This is a genomic window from Variovorax sp. Soil_C_39 (genome assembly GCF_057656815.1).
Genome location: NZ_JBDGJQ010000002.1, coordinates 240,497 through 257,364, shown reverse-complemented (window position 1 = coordinate 257,364; position 16,868 = coordinate 240,497). Strand labels below are relative to the sequence as shown.

Sequence of the window (16,868 nt, the reverse complement as noted above, 5' to 3'; positions counted from 1 at the left end):
TGCCAAGGTCGCGCCATGCACACCGCCGACGCCCCCGACGCGCGATCGCCCCTCCCTTCCTGCTGGCGCATGGCCGCGCTCACCTACACGGCCGCGGGCGTGGCCGGCATCGTGGCGTGCGCGATGTTTCCCGAGAGCGAAATCGCCATGCTCGCCACCATCGCGGGCGGCCTGCCCTGGTCGCTCGGCCTGCTGACGCTCGACCTTGCGCCGGGCGTGGCACAGGCCGCGCTGCTGCTGCTGGCGGGCAGCTGGGGCATCAATGCGGCGCTGCTGTGGTGGCTCGCGCTGCGCCGCGGCCGCCGGCACACTTCGGCGCGCGAAAGCTGAAACACGCCACGCTTTCAGTGCGATCATTTCGCCGGCCGCGCCGCGACAACATTGCGCCGGCACTCCCGATTTCACCAACGAGGTGCGCCATGCCCCCTGAGACGCAGCAAGTCAACACGCCCCTGATCGGCCTGGCCGGCGGCCGCCTGTCGCTCGACACGCCGGCTCTGCTGGTCGACCTGGGCGCCCTGTCGCGCAACATCGAGCGCATGGCCGCATTCGCGAAGGCACGTGGCGTCGCGCTGCGTCCGCATGTCAAGACGCACAAGTCGGTGGAGATCGCGCGCCGCCAGGTGGCAGCGGGCGCGGTCGGCGTGAGCTGCGTCACGCTCGGCGAGGCGGAGGTCATGGTCAGGGCGGGCATCCCCGACGTCCTGATCACCTCGCCGGCCGTCACGCCCAGCAAGATCGCGCGCCTGGTCCGGCTCGCCAGGCTCGCGGGCCCCGGCGGCATGATGGTCGTGGTCGATGACCCGCGAAACGCCGCCGACCTCGCGGCGGCCACGCTGGGCCTGCCGCATCCGCTCGAAGTGCTGGTCGACTACGGCGCCGGCTACAACCGCACCGGTGCCGCCGACGAAGCGCAGGTGCTCGAACTCGCGCGCCACGTCATGGCGGAGCCGCGGCTCAAGCTGCGCGGACTGCAGGCCTATGCCGGCAACCTGCAGCACATCGTCGCACGCGAGCAGCGCAGTGCCGCAGCCGCCGGGCTGCGCGAGGACATCGCGCACATCGTGGCGGAGGCGCGGCGCATCGGCATCCATTTCGAGATCGTGACCGGCGCCGGCACCGGCACGCACGACCTCGACGCCGGGCGCGACGCGTTCACGGAACTGCAGGCGGGCTCCTATGTGTTCATGGACGCCGAGTACGCACAGGTGCTCGGCGGTGCCGGGCAGCCCGCTCCATTCGAGGTGTCGCTGTTCGTGCAGACGGCGGTGGTCAGCACGCATGCGGCCGACTGGGTCACGGTGGACGGCGGCACCAAGTGCTTTGCCACCGACAGCGGCGTTCCCCTGGTGGCGCGCGGCGCCGACCCGGCCAGCCGCTATGCCTTCTTCGGCGACGAGCACGGCAAGCTGCTGTTCGCCGGCGAGCGGCCCGCGCTTGGCGCCCGGGTGGAGTTCGTCACGCCGCACTGTGATCCCACGGTCAACCTGCACGACGCCTACCATGTGTTCGATGGCGACACGCTGGTGGCCATCTGGCCCGTGGACGCGCGCGGGCGGCATTGACGCCGCGCTCGGCGGGCCTCTTCTTCAGAGCCGCGGCAGCGCCGCGAGGTAGGTTGCCACGATGATCGCGGCCGCGCGGTCGAGCTGGAGGATGTCGGCCACATCAAAAGGCTGCGGCGGATCGGCGTCGCTCGTCTGCGGCGACGGGCGCAGCTCCACCACCGCTTCGGCCGCGAGTTCGCGGTCGCTGCGCGGCCTTCCGTCTGGATGCATCACCCACTCGTCGACCTGCTCGTGGGCAAGGCTGCGGAACACCGCAACGAAGGGGATATATTTGTAGCGGTCCTCGCCCACCAGGATGGGGACAGTGAGATTGCAAAAGAACGTGGTCGACATGCAGGACCGCCGCCGTAGTCAAAAGGATTAATTGTTAATTAATGTGACCGCGACTGCCATTCTTTTTTAGCGGTGTTGCTGCACCGCAGCGTGACCTAACTCACACATTGGCACACTTTTCGTGCCGATACGGCATGAACCTTAGGCGCTTGGCGCGCCAAACCGGGGCGGACGCCGCGCCACATTGGCCCGAACCGCCTCGACCTGGTTCGGGCTGGCAATCAGCTGCTTCTGCTCGAGTGATTCGGCCAGCAGCAGCTCGGCCGGGCCGAGCGACAGCGAGGCATTGAGCAGGCGCTTGCCGGCCCGGATCGCATCGGGGCTCCTGGCGGCGATCTCCCGCGCCATCTCGCGCGCCTGCGCCAGCGGGTCCGCGGCCACCCGCGTGGCAAAGCCGAGCTGCAGCGCCTCTTCGCCCGAGAAGATGCGCCCCGTGAAGGTGAGCTCGCGCACCACGTCGCTGCGCGCGAGGCCGCGCATCAGCACCATGCCCCCCATGTCGGGCACCAGGCCCCACTTGATTTCCATCACCGACAGCTTCGCCTCGGGCGCGACGACGCGGATGTCGGCGCCCAGCGCCACCTGAAGGCCGCCGCCGAAAGCCACCCCGTGCACGGCGGCGATCACCGGCACCGGCACCTCGCGCCAGACCATCGCCACATGCTGGGCCGCGTTCGAGATGCCGTGGGTACGCGTCATCAGGTCGGTGCCGCCAGCGGCTTCGCCCAGCACGGCGCTGGCCGCGCCCTCCCCCATGCGCTCGAACGAGGCCATGTCCAGCCCGGCGCAGAAAGCCTTGCCCTGGCCCGAGATCACCACCGCGCGCACCGCCCGGTCGCCGCGCAGCGCTTCACCGGCCGAGATCAATGCATCGAACATCGCGGGATCGAGCGCGTTCATCTTCTCGGGGCGGGCGAGCTGCAGTTCCACCACGCCATCGGGATGGCGGGTCCATTCGATTCGGTCGGTCATGCGCGGGGTCTCCTTCGGGTTGGGGGCCAGTATCGCCCCGGCTTGCCGCTCGGCGATGATGGCGCCTGTCGCCGACCCAACAACCCTTCCCCCATGCCTCTCGACCGCCGGATCTTTCTGCAATCGGGTGCCGCCGCCGTGGTGGCACTGTTCCAATCGGGCCGCGCGCATGGGGCGGCCGACCCCGCGGTGCTCGGCTTCACCGCGGTGCCCGCGTCGCTGCGTGACGCCGTGGTGCTGCCGCACGAGTACGAATGGCAGTTGCTCTGTGCGTGGGGCGACCCCACCGGCGTGGCGGGCCGGCCGATGCCCGTGTTCGCGCCCGACGGCAGCAACAGCGCGGCCGAACAAGCGCTGCAGGCCGGCATGCACCACGACGGCATGCACTTCTTTCCGCTCGCAGCACCGGACCGTGCACTGCTCGTGATGAACCACGAGTACACCGACGAGCGGCTGCTCCATGCCGACGGCAACGCGGCATGGACCGCCGAGAAGGTGCGCAAATCGCTGCACGCCATGGGCGTCTCGGTCATCGAGATCGAACGCACGCGCAGCGGCTGGCGCCAGGTGCGGCCCTCGCCTTTCGCGCGGCGCATTCACGGCAACACGCCGATGCGCATCGCCGGTCCGGCGGCCGGGTCGGCGCTGATGCGCACCGCGGCCGATCCTGCAGGCAAACGGGTGCTCGGCACCTTTGCCAACTGCGCCATGGGCGCCACACCCTGGGGCACCTACCTGAGCTGCGAGGAAAACTTCCACGGCTATTTTGGCGGACCGAAAGACGCCGCGAAAGCCGTCACCACCGCACAGCGGCGCTACGGCACCGTGCCTGGCGCACAGTGGGTGGAATACTGGCGCTTCGACGAGCGCTTCGACTTGAGCCAGCATCCGAACGAGCCGCACCGCTTCGGCTGGGTGGTGGAGATCGATCCGTTCGATGCGTCGTCCACGCCCGTCAAGCGCACGGCGCTGGGGCGCAAGCGCCAGGAAAGCGCCACCTGCACGCTCGCAGCGGACGGCCGCGCAGTGGTCTACATGGCCGACGACGCGCGCTTCGAATACATCTACAAGTTCGTCAGCCACGCCAGGATGCAGGTCGCCGGCAGCGGCGCAGCCGCCGTCAACAGCCGCCTGCTCGACGAGGGCACGCTGTACGTGGCCCGCTTCGATGCCGACGGCCGCGGCCAGTGGATCGAACTCGTGCACGGCCGCAACGGCCTCGATGCGGCCCGCGGCTTTGCCGACCAGGCGCAGGTGCTGGTCCATGCCCGACTCGCCGCCGATGCCGTGGGCGCCACGCCGATGGACCGCCCCGAGTGGATTGCCGTGCATCCGCAAACCGGCGAGGTGTACGTCACCCTGACCCACAACAGCCATCGCGGCGCACCGGGGCAGCCCGCGACGGACGCCGCCAACCCGCGCGCGGGCAACCTTTTCGGCGGCATCCTGCGATGGCGCGAAGATGGCGCCGACGCCGGCAGCGAAGCCTTTGCCTGGGAACATTTCGCGCTGGCCGGAGACCCGGCCCAGGCCGGCAGCGGCGCGCGCTATCCCACAGCCGACGCCGATCTCTTCGGCAACCCCGACGGCCTGCACTTCGACAGCGGCGGGCTGCTCTGGATCCAGACCGACATGGGCGGGCAAATGGTGGGCAAGCCGCCGTATGCCGCGTTCGGCAACAACCAGATGCTCTGCGCCGACCCCGCGAGCGGACGGATCAAGCGCTTTCTCACCGCACCGAACGGCGCAGAGGTCACGGGCTGCGTGGTAACGCCCGATCGGCGCACCCTGTTCGTCAACATCCAGCATCCCGGCGAAGCGCGCGAGGACGGCAGCGCCATGCCGAACAGTGCCTGGCCCGACGGCACCACGCCCGGCAGCGCGCGCCCGCGCTCGGCCACGCTCGCTATCCGCCGGCGCGACGGCGGCATTGTCGGCACTTGAAGCCACACTCGAAAAGGAGACCCCGCATGAGCATCCGCATCGTCCGCCTCGGCACGCCGCGCGCCGACGGCGAAGGCCTTCGCATCGGTACCGTCCGGCGCCCACCGCGCGGCGTGCCCAAGGCCGCGTTCGCATCGCAGGACTGGTACGACGTCTGGTACCCCAACCTCGCGCCGTCCGCCGAGACCATGAAGCTCGGCCAGCAGGCGGAGACCGCAACGCAATGGAACGCCTTCACGCGCGAGTACAAGGCCGAGATGGCCGAAGCCGACGCGAGCCGCAGCCTCGACCTCCTCGCGGCGCTGTCGCACACCACGGCGTTCTCGGTGAGCTGCTACTGCGAGAACGCGTCGCGTTGCCACCGTTCGCTGTTGCGCGGCCTGCTGGCCGACCGGGGCGCCGACATCGCAGACTGACGCATGGCCGGCGGCATGGGCCAGAATAGGCCACGGAGACAACGCCCGTCACGGGCTCCATACGCCATGCCAGCCGCCACCCCGATTTCTTCTTCCACCACCTTCCAGCCGCTCGCGGGCGTGCGCGTGCTGAGCCTCGCGCTCAATCTGCCCGGCCCCGCTGCGCTGCTGCGCTGCCGGAACATGGGCGCCACCTGCACCAAGCTCGAGCCGCCGGCCGGTGACCCGATGGCGCTCTACAACAAGACGGCCTATGCGGCGCTGCACGAAGGCGTTTCCGTCGAGGTGGCCGACCTCAAGTCCGAGGCGGGCCAGGAGCGCCTGCATGCTGCGCTCGCGCAGACCGACGTGCTGCTCACCTCGTTTCGCCCCTCGGCGCTCGGCAAGCTCAAGCTCGACCGGGCCTCGCTGCAGCAACGCCATCCGTCGCTGTCGCAGGTGGCGATCATCGGAGCGCCCGGCGCGCGCGCCGAGGAGCCGGGACACGACCTGACCTACCTCGCCGAAAGCGGCCTCGTCACCGGCACCGAGCTGCCGCCCACGCTCTACGCCGACATGGGCGGTGCGCTGCTCGCGAGCGAGGCCGTGCTGCAGGCCACGCTGCATGCGCGCTCGTCACCGGGCGCGGGCGGTCTGTACCTCGAAGTGGCGCTGAATGCCTCGGCCGACTGGCTTGCGCTGCCGCGCACCTGGGGCCTGACCCGGCCCGACGGCGCGGTGGGCGGCGCGCACGCGGGCTACCGCGTGTACCCGTGCGCCGACGGCCGCGTGGCCATTGCCGCGCTCGAGCCGCACTTCGCGGCCCGCCTCTGCGAGGTGGCCGGCGCGCCGTCTTCGCACGACATGTCGGCGCCCGCGACGCACAAAGCCATCGCGGCCTGGGTTTGCACGCGCACGCGCGCCGAACTCGACGCGATGGCGCGCGAGCGCGACGTGCCGCTGCTCACGCTGGTCGATTAGCTCAGCGGCCCGCGCGCTCGCGCTGCCGGTCTTCGCGCTTGAGCGCGAGGTAGGTGTCGAGATCGATCTCGCGCAGTTGCCGCGGGTAGCGCTGGGAGGCGACGAACCAGTGGCGCTCCCGCGCAAGCGGCTCCCCACCCGGCGGAACCGACACATGCGCATCGAGCGCAAGGAAGTAGCGCATCGCATTGCGCTCCACGAGCCCACGCGGACCCCGGATGTACTCGGGCTGACCGTCGGCGCCCGTACCCACCACCGTGAAGCCCACCTTGTTGCGCCCAAAGGTCGACAGATAGGCCTGGGTCGCCAGGCGCACCATCATGTTCTGGTCGTAGCTGTAGCTGAAATGCAGGAAGCTGCGCTGTGCGTCGATGGCGATCGCCTCGAGCGTGACCCGGTAGTTGCTCGTCCCCAGCGGGCCCTCGGCCGCGGACATCTCGACCGACAGGTGCCCCGGCGTGGCTTCGGCGAGGCGATAGGTGAACGGCAGCTGGAATGCCTGCTCGACCGGCTTGTCGTAGCGCCGCACGACGTCGAGGGTCAGCTTTTCTCGCCCTTCACCACTGCTCGTGCGGCAGCGGCGGTTGTTGACGTGCAGCGTCAGCAGTTCGCACCAGTCCGAGGGCGATTGGAGCGCCGCCGCGATCGTGGGCAACGGATGCGCCAGCACTGCGTAGATGTCGCCCTGCAATCCGTTCGGCGTTTCCGTCGAGTCGAGCTGGATCGGCCGGCCCAGGCCGCTGTGCGCGAGGCTGGCGCCCATGCGCTGGTAGGCCGCACGCAAATCCTCCGGAGATGCGGCGCCCGCACCCGGGGCCGCGCCGAGCGCCAGGCCGAACAGGACGACGCCCGCAAGCCGGTGCCATCCTGAAGCCCGCCACGTCAACGATGTGCTCATGGGGCGACACCATACAGCGCGCGGCGCCTCGTCCGTTCAACCTGGGCCGTTCATCCCGTGCGTCGCGGCCATGCGAGCAACAACATGGCCAGCGCAAGCACCGCCGCCCCCAGCCATTGCCGCGGCGCCATCGGCTGCGCAAGGAGCAGCCCGGCCAGCAGCGCGGCCACGAGCGGCTCGACCAGCGTGCCCACCACCGCGGACGTGGGCGGCAGCCGCCGTGCACCCCATGCGAACGCCAGGTAGGCGACCGACGTGGTGACCACGCCCGTGTAGCCCACGCCGAGCCACTGCGCCGCGCCCGCCGGCCAGGTGATGCCCGCCGGCCACGCGATCGCCAGCATGCAGAGCGCGGCCACGCTCATTCCCCAGGCCGACGCGGTGACCGCCCCGAGGCGTTGCGGCATGCGCGCATTGCCGAGCACCACCGCCGCGTAGCAGAAGGCCGAGCCGAATGACCATGCGAGGCCTGCCGAATAGTCCGCCGGCAGGCCATCGCGCTGCCACCCCGCCGCCGGCGCCACGAGCAGCGCCACCCCGCCGATTGCCAGCAGCAATCCCGAGGCGAGGCGCATACCGAAGCGCTCATGGCCGCGCAGCACCGATACCAGCGCCACGATCACGGGCGCGCAGCAGATCGAAATCACCGTGGGAAGCGCCGCGCCCAGGTGTGCGATGCCGGCGAACCAGCAGCTCACGTTCAGGGCCATCGCAGCGCCGGTGCCGGCCACCTGCCACCGCTCGCGCGGCGCCATGCTGCGCCAGGTGGGCGTTGCTGCCTCCGCGCGATGCATGTGCCAGTGCAGGCACCAGAGCAGCGGCAGGCCGAGCGCAAAGCGCGCGAGCGACAGGCTCTGCGGTGCGATGCCGCCATCGATCAGGAATTGCGCCACCAGCGCGCCGCCGCCCCAGAGCACGCCGGCCAGCAGCACGCCGCCCCAGGCCAGGACGACCGTTGTTCTTGCACTCATTGATGAAACTCTCCGTGGGGCCCGCCGCCGCGGCGTCGTGTCGACGCAGTGCCGGGAGCGGGCATGACCATCCGGCCACCGCCCGGCGTTCTTCGATCAGCGGAAGAAGGCGGACGGCAGCGACCACTTGCGGGTCTGACGGGCGCGGCGCGAGGCGCGCGCGAACGTCAGCAGCGGGTCGACGGAGGGGGAGAGTGATGCAGATTCATGAGCGGCCGATGATAGGAGCGCGACCGCGGGCCCACAAGAGAGAATGCGCCGGCATGTGCCCAGCCCTCTTTCTCCGGATTTCATGAAGCGCCAAGGTCGTCTCGTTCGCTGGGAGGCCGAACGCGGCTTCGGTTTCATCCGCAGCCCGGAGGTGTCGGCCGATGTGTTCGTGCACCTGCGCGACTTTCTCGATCGCCAGCTAAAGCCGCAGGTCGGCATGGCGGTGCGATTCGAGGAAATTCATGTCGGTGGCAAGGGGCCGCGGGCAGTGGCCGTGGAGGCTGCTGAGGCCTCGGCGAGTGGAGTGCCTCGTGCAGCGTCACGCGCACAGCCGCGCCGTCCCTCGAGTCGCAGTGCGGCGGGCACGCCGTGGGGCGCGTGGCTGATCGTGATCTATGCCGCTGCGCTGGGCGCCGCCGTGTGGCTCGGTCGCCTGCCGCTGCTCGCGCTGGCAGTCGTTGCAGGGCTGAGCGTGCTCACCTTCGTGGCCTACGCCCTCGACAAGAGCGCGGCGCGGGCCGGGCGCTGGCGCACGCAGGAAAGCACGCTGCACCTGCTCGCATTCGCAGGCGGCTGGCCGGGCGCGTGGTGCGCACAGCGGCTGCTGCGGCACAAGTCGAGCAAGGCGAGTTTCCTGTGGCGGTTCTACGCCACGGTCGCGCTGCATGGCGCGGCGCTGGGGGCATGGGTGTTCTGGCTGTCGAAGCACGCGGCCTTCGGCTGACCGCGCCTTCTCCAACGCATCAACGCACCTTGCGTGAGGGCTTGTTGACCGGCTTGCCGCCACTGCCGGTATCGCGCGGCGGCAGGCCGGTGTGCTGCGTCAGCATGCGGCCCTTCGATGGCTTCGCCATCGGCAGCTTCACCGGCGCGGCCTTGCCGGTGGGCACGGCGGTCGAGTTCTTGCGCCGCGCGCTCGTGTAGCCACCGTCAGTCAGCGGCTGCCAGGTCGGAATGAGGTGATGCTTGCCGTTGCCGATCAGGTCAGCGCGGCCCATGGACTTGAGCGCCTCGCGCAGCAGCGGCCAGTTGTTGGCATCGTGGTAGCGCAGGAAGGCCTTGTGCAGGCGGCGCCGCTTGTCGCCGCGCACGATGTCCACCGTCTCGCTCACGCGCGTGACCTTGCGCAGCGGGTTCTTGTTGGTGTGGTACATCGTCGTGGCCGTGGCCATCGGGCTCGGGTAGAAGGTCTGCACCTGGTCGGCGCGAAACCCGTTCTTCTTGAGCCAGATCGCGAGGTTCATCATGTCCTCGTCGCTCGTGCCCGGGTGCGCAGCAATGAAGTACGGAATGAGGTACTGCTTCTTGCCCGCCTCGGCCGAGTACTTCTCGAACATCTGCTTGAACTTGTCGTAGCTGCCGATGCCCGGCTTCATCATCTTGGTGAGCGGGCCCTGCTCGGTGTGCTCGGGCGCGATCTTCAGGTAGCCGCCGACGTGGTGCTGCACCAGTTCCTTCACGTACTCGGGCGACTGCACGGCCAGGTCGTAGCGCAGGCCCGAGCCGATCAGGATCTTCTTGATGCCCTTGAGCGCACGCGCACGGCGGTAGATCTTGATCAGCGGATCGTGGTTGGTGTTGAGGTTCGGGCAGATGCCCGGGTACACGCAGCTGGGCTTGCGGCAGGCCGACTCGATCTCGGGCGACTTGCAGCCGATGCGGTACATGTTGGCCGTCGGGCCGCCGAGGTCGGAGATGGTGCCGGTGAAGCCCTTGACCGAATCGCGGATGGCCTCGACCTCCTTGATGATCGAGTCTTCCGAGCGGCTCTGGATGATGCGGCCCTCGTGCTCGGTGATCGAGCAGAAGGTGCAGCCGCCGAAGCAGCCGCGCATGATGTTCACGCTGAAGCGGATCATTTCCCAGGCGGGGATCTTGGTCGCGCCGTCGTGGCTGCCGTTCTCGTCGGCATAGCGCGGATGCGGGCTGCGCGCGTACGGCAGGTCGAACACGTGGTCCATCTCGGCCGTGGTGAGCGGGATCGGCGGCGGGTTGATCCACACGTCGCGCGCCGTGGCGCCCTCGCCGTGGGCCTGCACCAGCGCGCGCGCATTGCCGGGGTTGGTCTCGAGGTGCAGCACGCGGTTGGCGTGGGCATAGAGCACCGGGTCGGCGCGCACCTGCTCGTACGACGGCAGGCGGATCACGCTGCGGTCGCGCGGCGGCACCTTGAGCTTGGCGCGCTGCGCCAGGGCAGGGTTCGGCACGAAGGTCAGCGGCTTGATCGCGGGGTTGACCACGGCGGCGCCCGCCTCGGCCGCGCGTGCCACGGCCTCGGCCTCGTCTTCCTTCGCGCAGGTGGCGCCATTGGCCTTGGCCTGCTCCGACACCATCAGGTACGGGTTGACGTGCGCCTCGACGCGGCCGGGTTCGTCCACGCTGGTGGAGTCGATCTCGAACCATCCCTCGGGTGTCTCGCGCCGCACATAGGCGGTGCCGCGGACGTCGGTGATCTGTTGCACCGGCTCCTTGGCGGCCAGGCGGTGCGCGATCTCGACGATGGCCCGCTCCGCGTTGCCGTACAGCAGCAGGTCGCACTTGGCGTCGACGACGATGGAGCGGCGCACCTTGTCCGACCAGTAGTCGTAGTGGGCGATGCGTCGCAGCGAGCCTTCGATGCCGCCCAGGACGATCGGCACGTCGTTCCAGGCTTCCTTGCAGCGCTGCGAATACACGATCGCCGCGCGGTCGGGCCGGGCACCGCCGACGTCGCCGGGCGTGTAGGCATCGTCGCTGCGGATCTTCCGGTCGGCCGTGTAGCGGTTGATCATCGAATCCATGTTGCCGGCGGTCACGCCGAAGAACAGGTTCGGCTTGCCGAGCGCCTTGAACGGCTCGGCGCTCTGCCAGTCGGGCTGCGCGATGATGCCTACGCGGAAGCCCTGCGCCTCGAGCATGCGGCCGATCACGGCCATGCCGAAGCTCGGATGGTCGACATAGGCGTCGCCGGTCACCACGATGATGTCGCAGCTGTCCCAGCCGAGCGCGTCCATCTCCTTGCGCGTGGTCGGCAGGAACTTGGCCGTACCGAAACGCGCGGCCCAGTACTTTCGGTAGCTGGTCAGCGGCTTGGCGGCACGCGCGAAAAAGGAGACGTCGACGGGGGCGTTCATCGTGGGGAAGTGGGCGGCGCGCGGCTCGGGTCGGCCGGCGCCGCAATGGGCAACCGGTGATTTTAGGGTTTTCCATCACATCTGTCGCGCTGCGCGCGCTTGGCGCAATGTCAGCAAGGCCATTCAATCGATTGCCAAAGTCAAATATGAACATGACAATGGCAAACATGATGGCATCTGCGTCCACCCCCGACCCCGCCGCCGTCAAGGCGATCCGGCGCTTCAACCGCTTCTACACGGGCCGCATCGGCGTGCTCGATCCGTACCTTGGCAGCGACATGTCGCTGACCGATGTGCGCGTGCTCTACGAACTCGCGCACCGCGAGACGCCCGTGGCGAGCGAGATCGGGCGCGACCTTCGCCTCGACGCGGGCTACCTGAGCCGCATCCTGCGCCGCTTCGAGGCATCGGGCTGGCTGGTGCGCGAACGCCACGCGCGCGATGCGCGCCAGAGCGTGCTGCGCCTCACCGAGGCTGGCCATGCGGCCTTCGCGCCACTGCAGCAGAAGTCGCGCGACGAGGCCGCCGCCCTGCTCGCGCCGCTGCCGCCGCCCGAACGGCAGCAGGTGGTAGAGGCCATGGTGCGCATCGAGCGCCTGCTCGATCCGGGCCACAGTGCGCCGGTCCGCACCCGTACCGTCGTGCTGCGCGATCCGCAGCCCGGCGACATGGGCTGGGTGGTGCAGCAGCACGGCGAGCTGTACGCGCGCGAGTACGGCTGGAACACCACATTCGAGGCGCTGGTCGCCGAGGTCGTGGCGCAGTTCGTGCGCAAGTTCCAGCCCGAGGGGGAGAAATGCTGGATCGCCGAGCTCGACGGCGAGCGCGTGGGCGCGGTGTTCGTGGTGCGCAAGTCGGCCCTCACCGCGCAATTGCGCCTGCTGCTGCTGGCACCGTCGGCGCGTGGCCTCGGGCTTGGTGGGCGCCTGACCGACGAATGCATCGCCTTCGCTCGTTCGAAGGGCTATCGCAGGATGGTGCTCTGGACCAACAGCTGCCTAGCTGCCGCACGTGCAATCTACGCCAAGCGCGGCTTCAAGCTCGACAAGGCCGAGCCTTACGAAGGCTTCGGGCAGCAGCTCGTGGGCGAGACCTGGTCGCTCAGGCTGTCGTCGTAGCGCGGCGCCTGCGCAGCCACAGCAACCTCGACACCGGCACGAGCCACACCAGCACCACCACGACGGCCAGCGAGGCCGCGATCGGGCGCGACACGAAGCCGACGAGCTGCCCGTCGGACTTGATCATCGAGGTGATGAAGTTCTCCTCGAGCATGCCGCCGAGCACCACGCCGAGGATCGCCGGCGCGACGGGAAAGCCGTTTTCCTCGAGCAAGTAGGCCACGATGCCCGCCACCAGCATCACGCCGACGTCGAACAGCGAGTTGTTGATCGCGAACGCGCCGACGATGCAGAAAAGCAGGATCAGCGGCATCAGCACGTTGCGCGGCACCCGCAGGATCCGCTTGGCCACCTTGATGCACAGAACGCCGAGCGGAATCATGATGAGGTTGGCGATGATGAACAGCAGGAACACCGCGTAGATGTTCTGCGGATTGGTCGTGAACAGCGTCGGTCCCGGGTTGAGGTTCTTCATGTAGAGCACGCCGATCACGATGGCGGTGATCGAGTCGCCCGGGATGCCGAACACCAGCGCCGGGATCCACGCGCCCGCGAGCGCGCTGTTGTTGGCCGCACCCGATTCGACGATGCCCTCGACGTGGCCGGTGCCGAACTTCTCGGGTTCCTTCGAGAACTTCTTGCTCGTGGCGTACGACATCCATGCCGCGATGTCGGCCCCCGCGCCCGGCAGCGAACCCACCGCGGTACCGAGCACGCTGCCGCGCAGGATCTGCACCGGGTACTTCTTCGCGAGCGCCCACTGGCCCGCGAGCACGCGGCCCACCTTGTCGACCATGATCTCGCCCGGTGGCCGCGTGTCGACAGCGAAGCGGATCACTTCCGACACGGCGAACATGCCGATCATCATCGGGATCATGCCGATACCGCCGGTCATCTCGGCATTGCCGAAGGTGAAGCGCGGAAAGCCTGCGGGGTTGCCGAGCCCCACGCAGGCCACGAGCAAGCCCAGCAGCAGCGTGACCATGCCCTTGAGCGGCCGGTCGGAGGTGATGAACACCGCGCAGGTCAGGCCCAGCAGCACGAGCCAGAAGTACTCGAACGAACTGAAGTTGAGCGCGAAATCGGCGAGCGCCGGTGCAGCGACGATCAGCACCACGGTGCCGAAGAGCCCGCCCACGGCCGAAAAAACCAGCCCCGCACCGAGCGCGGTCTCGGCCATGCCCTTGCGCGTCATCGCGAAGGCCTCGTCGGTGTAAGCCGCCGAAGCCGGCGTGCCCGGAATGCGCAACAGACAGCCCGGTATGTCGCCCGAGAAGATCGCCATCGCGGTGGCCGTCACCATGGCCGCGATCGCGGGGATCGGCTGCATGAAGAAGGTCACGGGCACCAGCAGCGCGACGGCCATGGTGGCCGACAGTCCCGGCACCGCGCCGACGAAGAGGCCATAGAGCGCCGCCAGCACCATCACGAGGAGCGTGTAGGGCTCGAACACCATCGAGAAAGCCTGCAAGAGGGCTGCCGACATGGAGGTTGCTTTCGGTGGTTACCAGGCGATCGGCATCAGCACGCCCCAGGGCAGAGGAACGCGCAGCAGCTTGTAGAACACGGTGTGGATCACGAGCGCCGCGACGACGGCGATCAGCAGCGCACGCGCTGGCGGCACTCGCATGACCAGCATCAACGCGAGCAGCAGGATCGCGGCGATCGGCAGGAAGCCGACGCGCTCGGACAGCAGCATGTAGAACAGCACGGCGCCGATGACCAGCGCCACCGCGAGCACATGGCGCGGCGAGGCCGTCCAAGCGCCGAGCCGCACCCAGGCGACGGTCCGGCGCTCGCGCCAGCCCTTCGCCAGCAGAAGCGCACCGCAGACGCACAGCCCCGCGGCGATCAGCCCCGGAAAGAGCGCGGGCCCGAACTGCTGGCCCGCCATGCCGGGAAAGCCCCGCACCACAGCGAGCACCAGCCCGCCGAGCACGAGCAGGACCAGTCCGAAGACGGCATCGTTGAACTTCATCGCGCCAGGGCCCCCGTGCCCGGCGCGGCCACGCTGCGCAGGGCGCTCACTTGACGATGCCCACTGCCTTCATCGTCGCGCCGAGTTCGGCATCGGATTTCGCCATGTAGGCGGCAAACTCGTCGGGCCCGGCATAGATCACGCCGAAGCCGCGCGAGGCCATGAAGTCGGTGTAGTCCTTGCTGGCCACCACCTTCTTGAGCGCGGCCGCGAGCTTGTCGCGCACGTCGTTGGGCAGGCCCTTGGGCGCGACGATGCCGCGCCACGCCGCCATCGACCAGTCGCTGCCGATGGCCGACTTGAGTGTGGGCACGTTGGGGTACAGCGCCGAGGGCTTGTCGCTCATGATCGCGAGGCTCTTGACCTTGCCGGCATCGATCAGCGAACGCGCCTCGGGCAGCGACACCGGTGCGATCGCGACGCCGCCCGCCACCACGTCCTGCAGGCCCGGCGCGGCGCCGTTGCTCGGCACCCAGGGCACCGCCGCGGGGTCGATCTTCTGGTCGCGCAGCAGCCCCGCGATCGCGAGGTGCCAGATGCCGCCCTGCCCCGTGCCCGAGGCTTTCAGCTTGCCCGGGTTGGCCTTGATGGCGGTGAGCAGGTCGGCCACCGTCTTGTATGGCGCATCGGCACCGACCTGGATGCCGGCGGGGTCGAGGTTGGCCAGGCCGATGGGCGTGTACGAGGCGCTCGTCAGCTGCGTGAGGCCCTGCCAATGCATCATGCCGATCTCGACCGTGGCCATGCCGATGGTGTAGCCGTCGGGTGCTGCCGCGGCGATGGCCGCATGGCCCACCACGCCGTTGCCGCCGGTGCGGTTCACCACCGCGAAGGGCTGGCCGAGCTCCTTTTCAAGCAGGCTCGCGATGATGCGCGCCGTGGCATCGGTGCCGCCGCCCGCGCCCCAGGGCACGATCAGCGTGACCGGGCGGCTCGGGTAGGCCTGGGCGGCCGCGGGGGCCGCCGCGGCAAACAGGGCGAGCCCCGCGGCGACGCCGGCGGCATGGGTCACGAAGGAGCGTCGGGAGAAGAAACGGGCTGGACGGGCACGCATGGCGGTTGTCTCCTATCGAGGTCATTGGTATGACGATTGAACGGAAACCGGTTTTCTCACGTTTCGCCCGCCGGAGACATTAGGGTCAACCATCCCTTGTGCGCACCAGGCCGGGCCGCTTGACGCGTTCGACGCCTGGCTCGCAGAAGTCGAAAGTGGTCACGCCGTTGACCGTGGCATCGCTGCGCAGCGTCTCGGGGTGCGCGAGCGTGCGGCGCATGTCACGCACGCCGGCCTCCCAGTGCTCCTCGACCGCGGCGCGCGAGAACTCGTAGTCCTTCGACTCGCGCTCGTAGGGCTTGTCGCGGTAGATCAGGTGGAAGATGTCGATCGGCTCGTGCGTGAGCCCGGCCTGCACCGCGCGCACCGAGGGATCGTCGCGCAGGTGCGCAGGCAGCCTGGCGATCAGGTCCGCGATCGCCTGCTGCAGGTTCACGTTGGCCGCCAGTGCATCGGTGTTCATGCGGGTGCGGCTGGAGTAGGTGATGTCCTTCTGCCGCTCCAGCACGCCCGAGAGCGTTCGCGGTATTTCGCCGCGCGCGCTGAACAGGTCGACCTGCAGCACCACCAGCGGCTCGGCGCGCGGATGCACGTCGAGCACGTACTGCAGCGGCGTGTTCGAGACGATGCCGCCGTCCCAGTAGTGCTCGCCGTCGATGCACACCGGCGCGAAGCCCGGCGGCAGCGCGCCGCTCGCCATGATGTGCTCGGGGCCGATGCGATGGCGCGTGTTGTCGAAGTAGACCGAGTTGCCGGTGCGCACGTCGACCGCGCCCACGCTGAAGCGCGCTTCGCGCGCGTTGATGCGGTCGAAGTCCACCAGGCGCTCGAGCGTTTGCCGCAGCGGCGCGGTGTCGTAGTAGCTCAGCAGCGGCGCCGCGGCGCCCAGCAGCAGCGAAGGCGAATAGCGCGGTTCGAAGAAGCCGGGAATGCCCACCAGCACGGCCATCGCCGCGCTCCACTGGTTCTGCGTGGCGCGGTCGCCGAGCCACGGCGGCAGGCGCTGCGCGGGACCGGACGACACCAGGTGCCAGAACTCGCGCAGCCGCTCGACGCGGCGGTCCGGCGCATTGCCGGCAATCAGCGCCGCGTTGATGGCGCCGATCGAGACGCCGGCGATCCAGTGCGGCTGCAGGTCGGTCTCGCTCAGCGCGGCGTACACGCCGGCCTGGTAGGCGCCGAGCGCGCCGCCGCCCTGCAGCACCAGCGCCTTGCGCGCGGCGCGCATGTCCTCGCGGCGGCCGCGGAACGGATCGATGACGGGCTGGCGAGCGGTGGTGCGGGGCTTCGGCTTGCGGGAGGTCATGCGGTGCATTGGACACCAGCGCCGGCG

The 16,868-nt window shown here is 69.4% G+C and carries 16 protein-coding genes; 7 read left to right on the top strand and 9 right to left on the bottom strand.

Annotated elements, in window-relative coordinates; translation table 11 throughout:
* Nucleotides 1-15 precede the first annotated feature (15 nt).
* A complete protein-coding gene (locus AC3A6J_RS05255; RefSeq protein WP_487858858.1) occupies nucleotides 16-330 on the top strand; it encodes a hypothetical protein in 315 nt (104 codons plus the stop codon).
* An 89-nt stretch (nucleotides 331-419) separates the two neighbouring features.
* Nucleotides 420-1,565: a DSD1 family PLP-dependent enzyme gene (locus AC3A6J_RS05250; protein ID WP_487858857.1), complete on the top strand. Its 1,146-nt coding sequence runs from the start codon at nucleotides 420-422 to the stop codon at nucleotides 1,563-1,565.
* A gap of 24 nt (nucleotides 1,566-1,589) precedes the next feature.
* Here the strand turns inward: AC3A6J_RS05250 and AC3A6J_RS05245 are convergent, their stop codons facing one another.
* Nucleotides 1,590-1,901 carry a hypothetical protein gene (locus AC3A6J_RS05245; RefSeq protein WP_487858856.1) on the bottom strand — a complete coding sequence of 104 codons (312 nt, stop codon included), beginning with the start codon at nucleotides 1,899-1,901 and terminating at the stop codon, nucleotides 1,590-1,592.
* A 141-nt stretch (nucleotides 1,902-2,042) separates the two neighbouring features.
* Nucleotides 2,043-2,873 (bottom strand): crotonase/enoyl-CoA hydratase family protein, encoded by an 831-nt coding sequence (locus AC3A6J_RS05240; RefSeq protein ID WP_487858855.1) that lies wholly within the window; start codon nucleotides 2,871-2,873, stop codon nucleotides 2,043-2,045.
* A gap of 93 nt (nucleotides 2,874-2,966) precedes the next feature.
* Between AC3A6J_RS05240 and AC3A6J_RS05235 the strand changes: the two genes are divergently transcribed.
* The 3 genes from AC3A6J_RS05235 to AC3A6J_RS05225 all read left to right on the top strand — a co-directional run bounded on the left by AC3A6J_RS05235 (nucleotide 2,967) and on the right by AC3A6J_RS05225 (nucleotide 6,193).
* Nucleotides 2,967-4,817 carry a PhoX family protein gene (locus AC3A6J_RS05235; RefSeq protein ID WP_487858854.1) on the top strand — a complete coding sequence of 617 codons (1,851 nt, stop codon included), beginning with the start codon at nucleotides 2,967-2,969 and terminating at the stop codon, nucleotides 4,815-4,817.
* Nucleotides 4,818-4,843: 26 nt separating this feature from the next.
* Nucleotides 4,844-5,233 carry a DUF488 domain-containing protein gene (locus AC3A6J_RS05230; protein ID WP_487858853.1) on the top strand — a complete coding sequence of 130 codons (390 nt, stop codon included), beginning with the start codon at nucleotides 4,844-4,846 and terminating at the stop codon, nucleotides 5,231-5,233.
* Nucleotides 5,234-5,299: 66 nt separating this feature from the next.
* Nucleotides 5,300-6,193, top strand: coding sequence for a CoA transferase (locus AC3A6J_RS05225; RefSeq protein ID WP_487858852.1), 894 nt, complete (start codon nucleotides 5,300-5,302; stop codon nucleotides 6,191-6,193).
* A 1-nt stretch (nucleotide 6,194) separates the two neighbouring features.
* Here the strand turns inward: AC3A6J_RS05225 and AC3A6J_RS05220 are convergent, their stop codons facing one another.
* Both AC3A6J_RS05220 and AC3A6J_RS05215 read right to left on the bottom strand, forming a co-directional pair.
* Complete coding sequence (locus AC3A6J_RS05220; protein WP_487858851.1) at nucleotides 6,195-7,091, bottom strand: hypothetical protein; 897 nt, start codon at nucleotides 7,089-7,091, stop codon at nucleotides 6,195-6,197.
* Nucleotides 7,092-7,141: 50 nt separating this feature from the next.
* Nucleotides 7,142-8,062 (bottom strand): DMT family transporter, encoded by a 921-nt coding sequence (locus AC3A6J_RS05215; RefSeq protein ID WP_487858850.1) that lies wholly within the window; start codon nucleotides 8,060-8,062, stop codon nucleotides 7,142-7,144.
* A gap of 292 nt (nucleotides 8,063-8,354) precedes the next feature.
* Between AC3A6J_RS05215 and AC3A6J_RS05210 the strand changes: the two genes are divergently transcribed.
* A complete protein-coding gene (locus tag AC3A6J_RS05210) occupies nucleotides 8,355-8,996 on the top strand; it encodes a DUF1294 domain-containing protein (protein ID WP_487858849.1) in 642 nt (213 codons plus the stop codon).
* Between the two features lie 19 nt (nucleotides 8,997-9,015).
* Here AC3A6J_RS05210 and AC3A6J_RS05205 read toward each other — a convergent pair whose 3' ends face one another.
* Nucleotides 9,016-11,385, bottom strand: coding sequence for a YgiQ family radical SAM protein (locus tag AC3A6J_RS05205; RefSeq protein ID WP_487858848.1), 2,370 nt, complete (start codon nucleotides 11,383-11,385; stop codon nucleotides 9,016-9,018).
* Between the two features lie 170 nt (nucleotides 11,386-11,555).
* Here AC3A6J_RS05205 and AC3A6J_RS05200 point away from each other — a divergent pair, with 170 nt between their 5' ends.
* Nucleotides 11,556-12,503: a bifunctional helix-turn-helix transcriptional regulator/GNAT family N-acetyltransferase gene (locus AC3A6J_RS05200; protein WP_487858847.1), complete on the top strand. Its 948-nt coding sequence runs from the start codon at nucleotides 11,556-11,558 to the stop codon at nucleotides 12,501-12,503.
* Here AC3A6J_RS05200 and AC3A6J_RS05195 read toward each other — a convergent pair.
* From AC3A6J_RS05195 to AC3A6J_RS05180, 4 genes are all read right to left on the bottom strand, one after another.
* Nucleotides 12,487-13,989 carry a tripartite tricarboxylate transporter permease gene (locus tag AC3A6J_RS05195; protein WP_487858846.1) on the bottom strand — a complete coding sequence of 501 codons (1,503 nt, stop codon included), beginning with the start codon at nucleotides 13,987-13,989 and terminating at the stop codon, nucleotides 12,487-12,489. The genes AC3A6J_RS05200 and AC3A6J_RS05195 overlap by 17 nt on opposite strands.
* Nucleotides 13,990-14,007: 18 nt before the next feature.
* Nucleotides 14,008-14,481, bottom strand: coding sequence for a tripartite tricarboxylate transporter TctB family protein (locus tag AC3A6J_RS05190; protein ID WP_487858845.1), 474 nt, complete (start codon nucleotides 14,479-14,481; stop codon nucleotides 14,008-14,010).
* A gap of 46 nt (nucleotides 14,482-14,527) precedes the next feature.
* Nucleotides 14,528-15,535, bottom strand: a complete 1,008-nt coding sequence (locus AC3A6J_RS05185; protein WP_487858844.1) for a tripartite tricarboxylate transporter substrate binding protein — start codon at nucleotides 15,533-15,535, stop codon at nucleotides 14,528-14,530.
* 85 nt (nucleotides 15,536-15,620) lie between these two features.
* Nucleotides 15,621-16,841, bottom strand: a complete 1,221-nt coding sequence (locus AC3A6J_RS05180) for a patatin-like phospholipase family protein (RefSeq protein WP_487858843.1) — start codon at nucleotides 16,839-16,841, stop codon at nucleotides 15,621-15,623.
* Nucleotides 16,842-16,868: the final 27 nt, after the last annotated feature.

Bases quoted from the DNA above. Each gene is read 5' to 3' on its own strand.
- AC3A6J_RS05220 (WP_487858851.1), bottom strand. From the start codon at position 7,091: ATGAGCACATCGTTGACGTGGCGGGCTTCAGGATGGCACCGGCTTGCG.
- AC3A6J_RS05240 (WP_487858855.1), bottom strand. From the start codon at position 2,873: ATGACCGACCGAATCGAATGGACCCGCCATCCCGATGGCGTGGTGGAA.
- AC3A6J_RS05185 (WP_487858844.1), bottom strand. From the start codon at position 15,535: ATGCGTGCCCGTCCAGCCCGTTTCTTCTCCCGACGCTCCTTCGTGACC.
- AC3A6J_RS05245 (WP_487858856.1), bottom strand. From the start codon at position 1,901: ATGTCGACCACGTTCTTTTGCAATCTCACTGTCCCCATCCTGGTGGGC.
- AC3A6J_RS05250 (WP_487858857.1), top strand. From the start codon at position 420: ATGCCCCCTGAGACGCAGCAAGTCAACACGCCCCTGATCGGCCTGGCC.
- AC3A6J_RS05255 (WP_487858858.1), top strand. From the start codon at position 16: ATGCACACCGCCGACGCCCCCGACGCGCGATCGCCCCTCCCTTCCTGC.
- AC3A6J_RS05210 (WP_487858849.1), top strand. From the start codon at position 8,355: ATGAAGCGCCAAGGTCGTCTCGTTCGCTGGGAGGCCGAACGCGGCTTC.
- AC3A6J_RS05195 (WP_487858846.1), bottom strand. From the start codon at position 13,989: ATGTCGGCAGCCCTCTTGCAGGCTTTCTCGATGGTGTTCGAGCCCTAC.
- AC3A6J_RS05215 (WP_487858850.1), bottom strand. From the start codon at position 8,062: ATGAGTGCAAGAACAACGGTCGTCCTGGCCTGGGGCGGCGTGCTGCTG.
- AC3A6J_RS05180 (WP_487858843.1), bottom strand. From the start codon at position 16,841: ATGACCTCCCGCAAGCCGAAGCCCCGCACCACCGCTCGCCAGCCCGTC.
- AC3A6J_RS05205 (WP_487858848.1), bottom strand. From the start codon at position 11,385: ATGAACGCCCCCGTCGACGTCTCCTTTTTCGCGCGTGCCGCCAAGCCG.
- AC3A6J_RS05235 (WP_487858854.1), top strand. From the start codon at position 2,967: ATGCCTCTCGACCGCCGGATCTTTCTGCAATCGGGTGCCGCCGCCGTG.
- AC3A6J_RS05225 (WP_487858852.1), top strand. From the start codon at position 5,300: ATGCCAGCCGCCACCCCGATTTCTTCTTCCACCACCTTCCAGCCGCTC.
- AC3A6J_RS05200 (WP_487858847.1), top strand. From the start codon at position 11,556: ATGGCATCTGCGTCCACCCCCGACCCCGCCGCCGTCAAGGCGATCCGG.
- AC3A6J_RS05190 (WP_487858845.1), bottom strand. From the start codon at position 14,481: ATGAAGTTCAACGATGCCGTCTTCGGACTGGTCCTGCTCGTGCTCGGC.
- AC3A6J_RS05230 (WP_487858853.1), top strand. From the start codon at position 4,844: ATGAGCATCCGCATCGTCCGCCTCGGCACGCCGCGCGCCGACGGCGAA.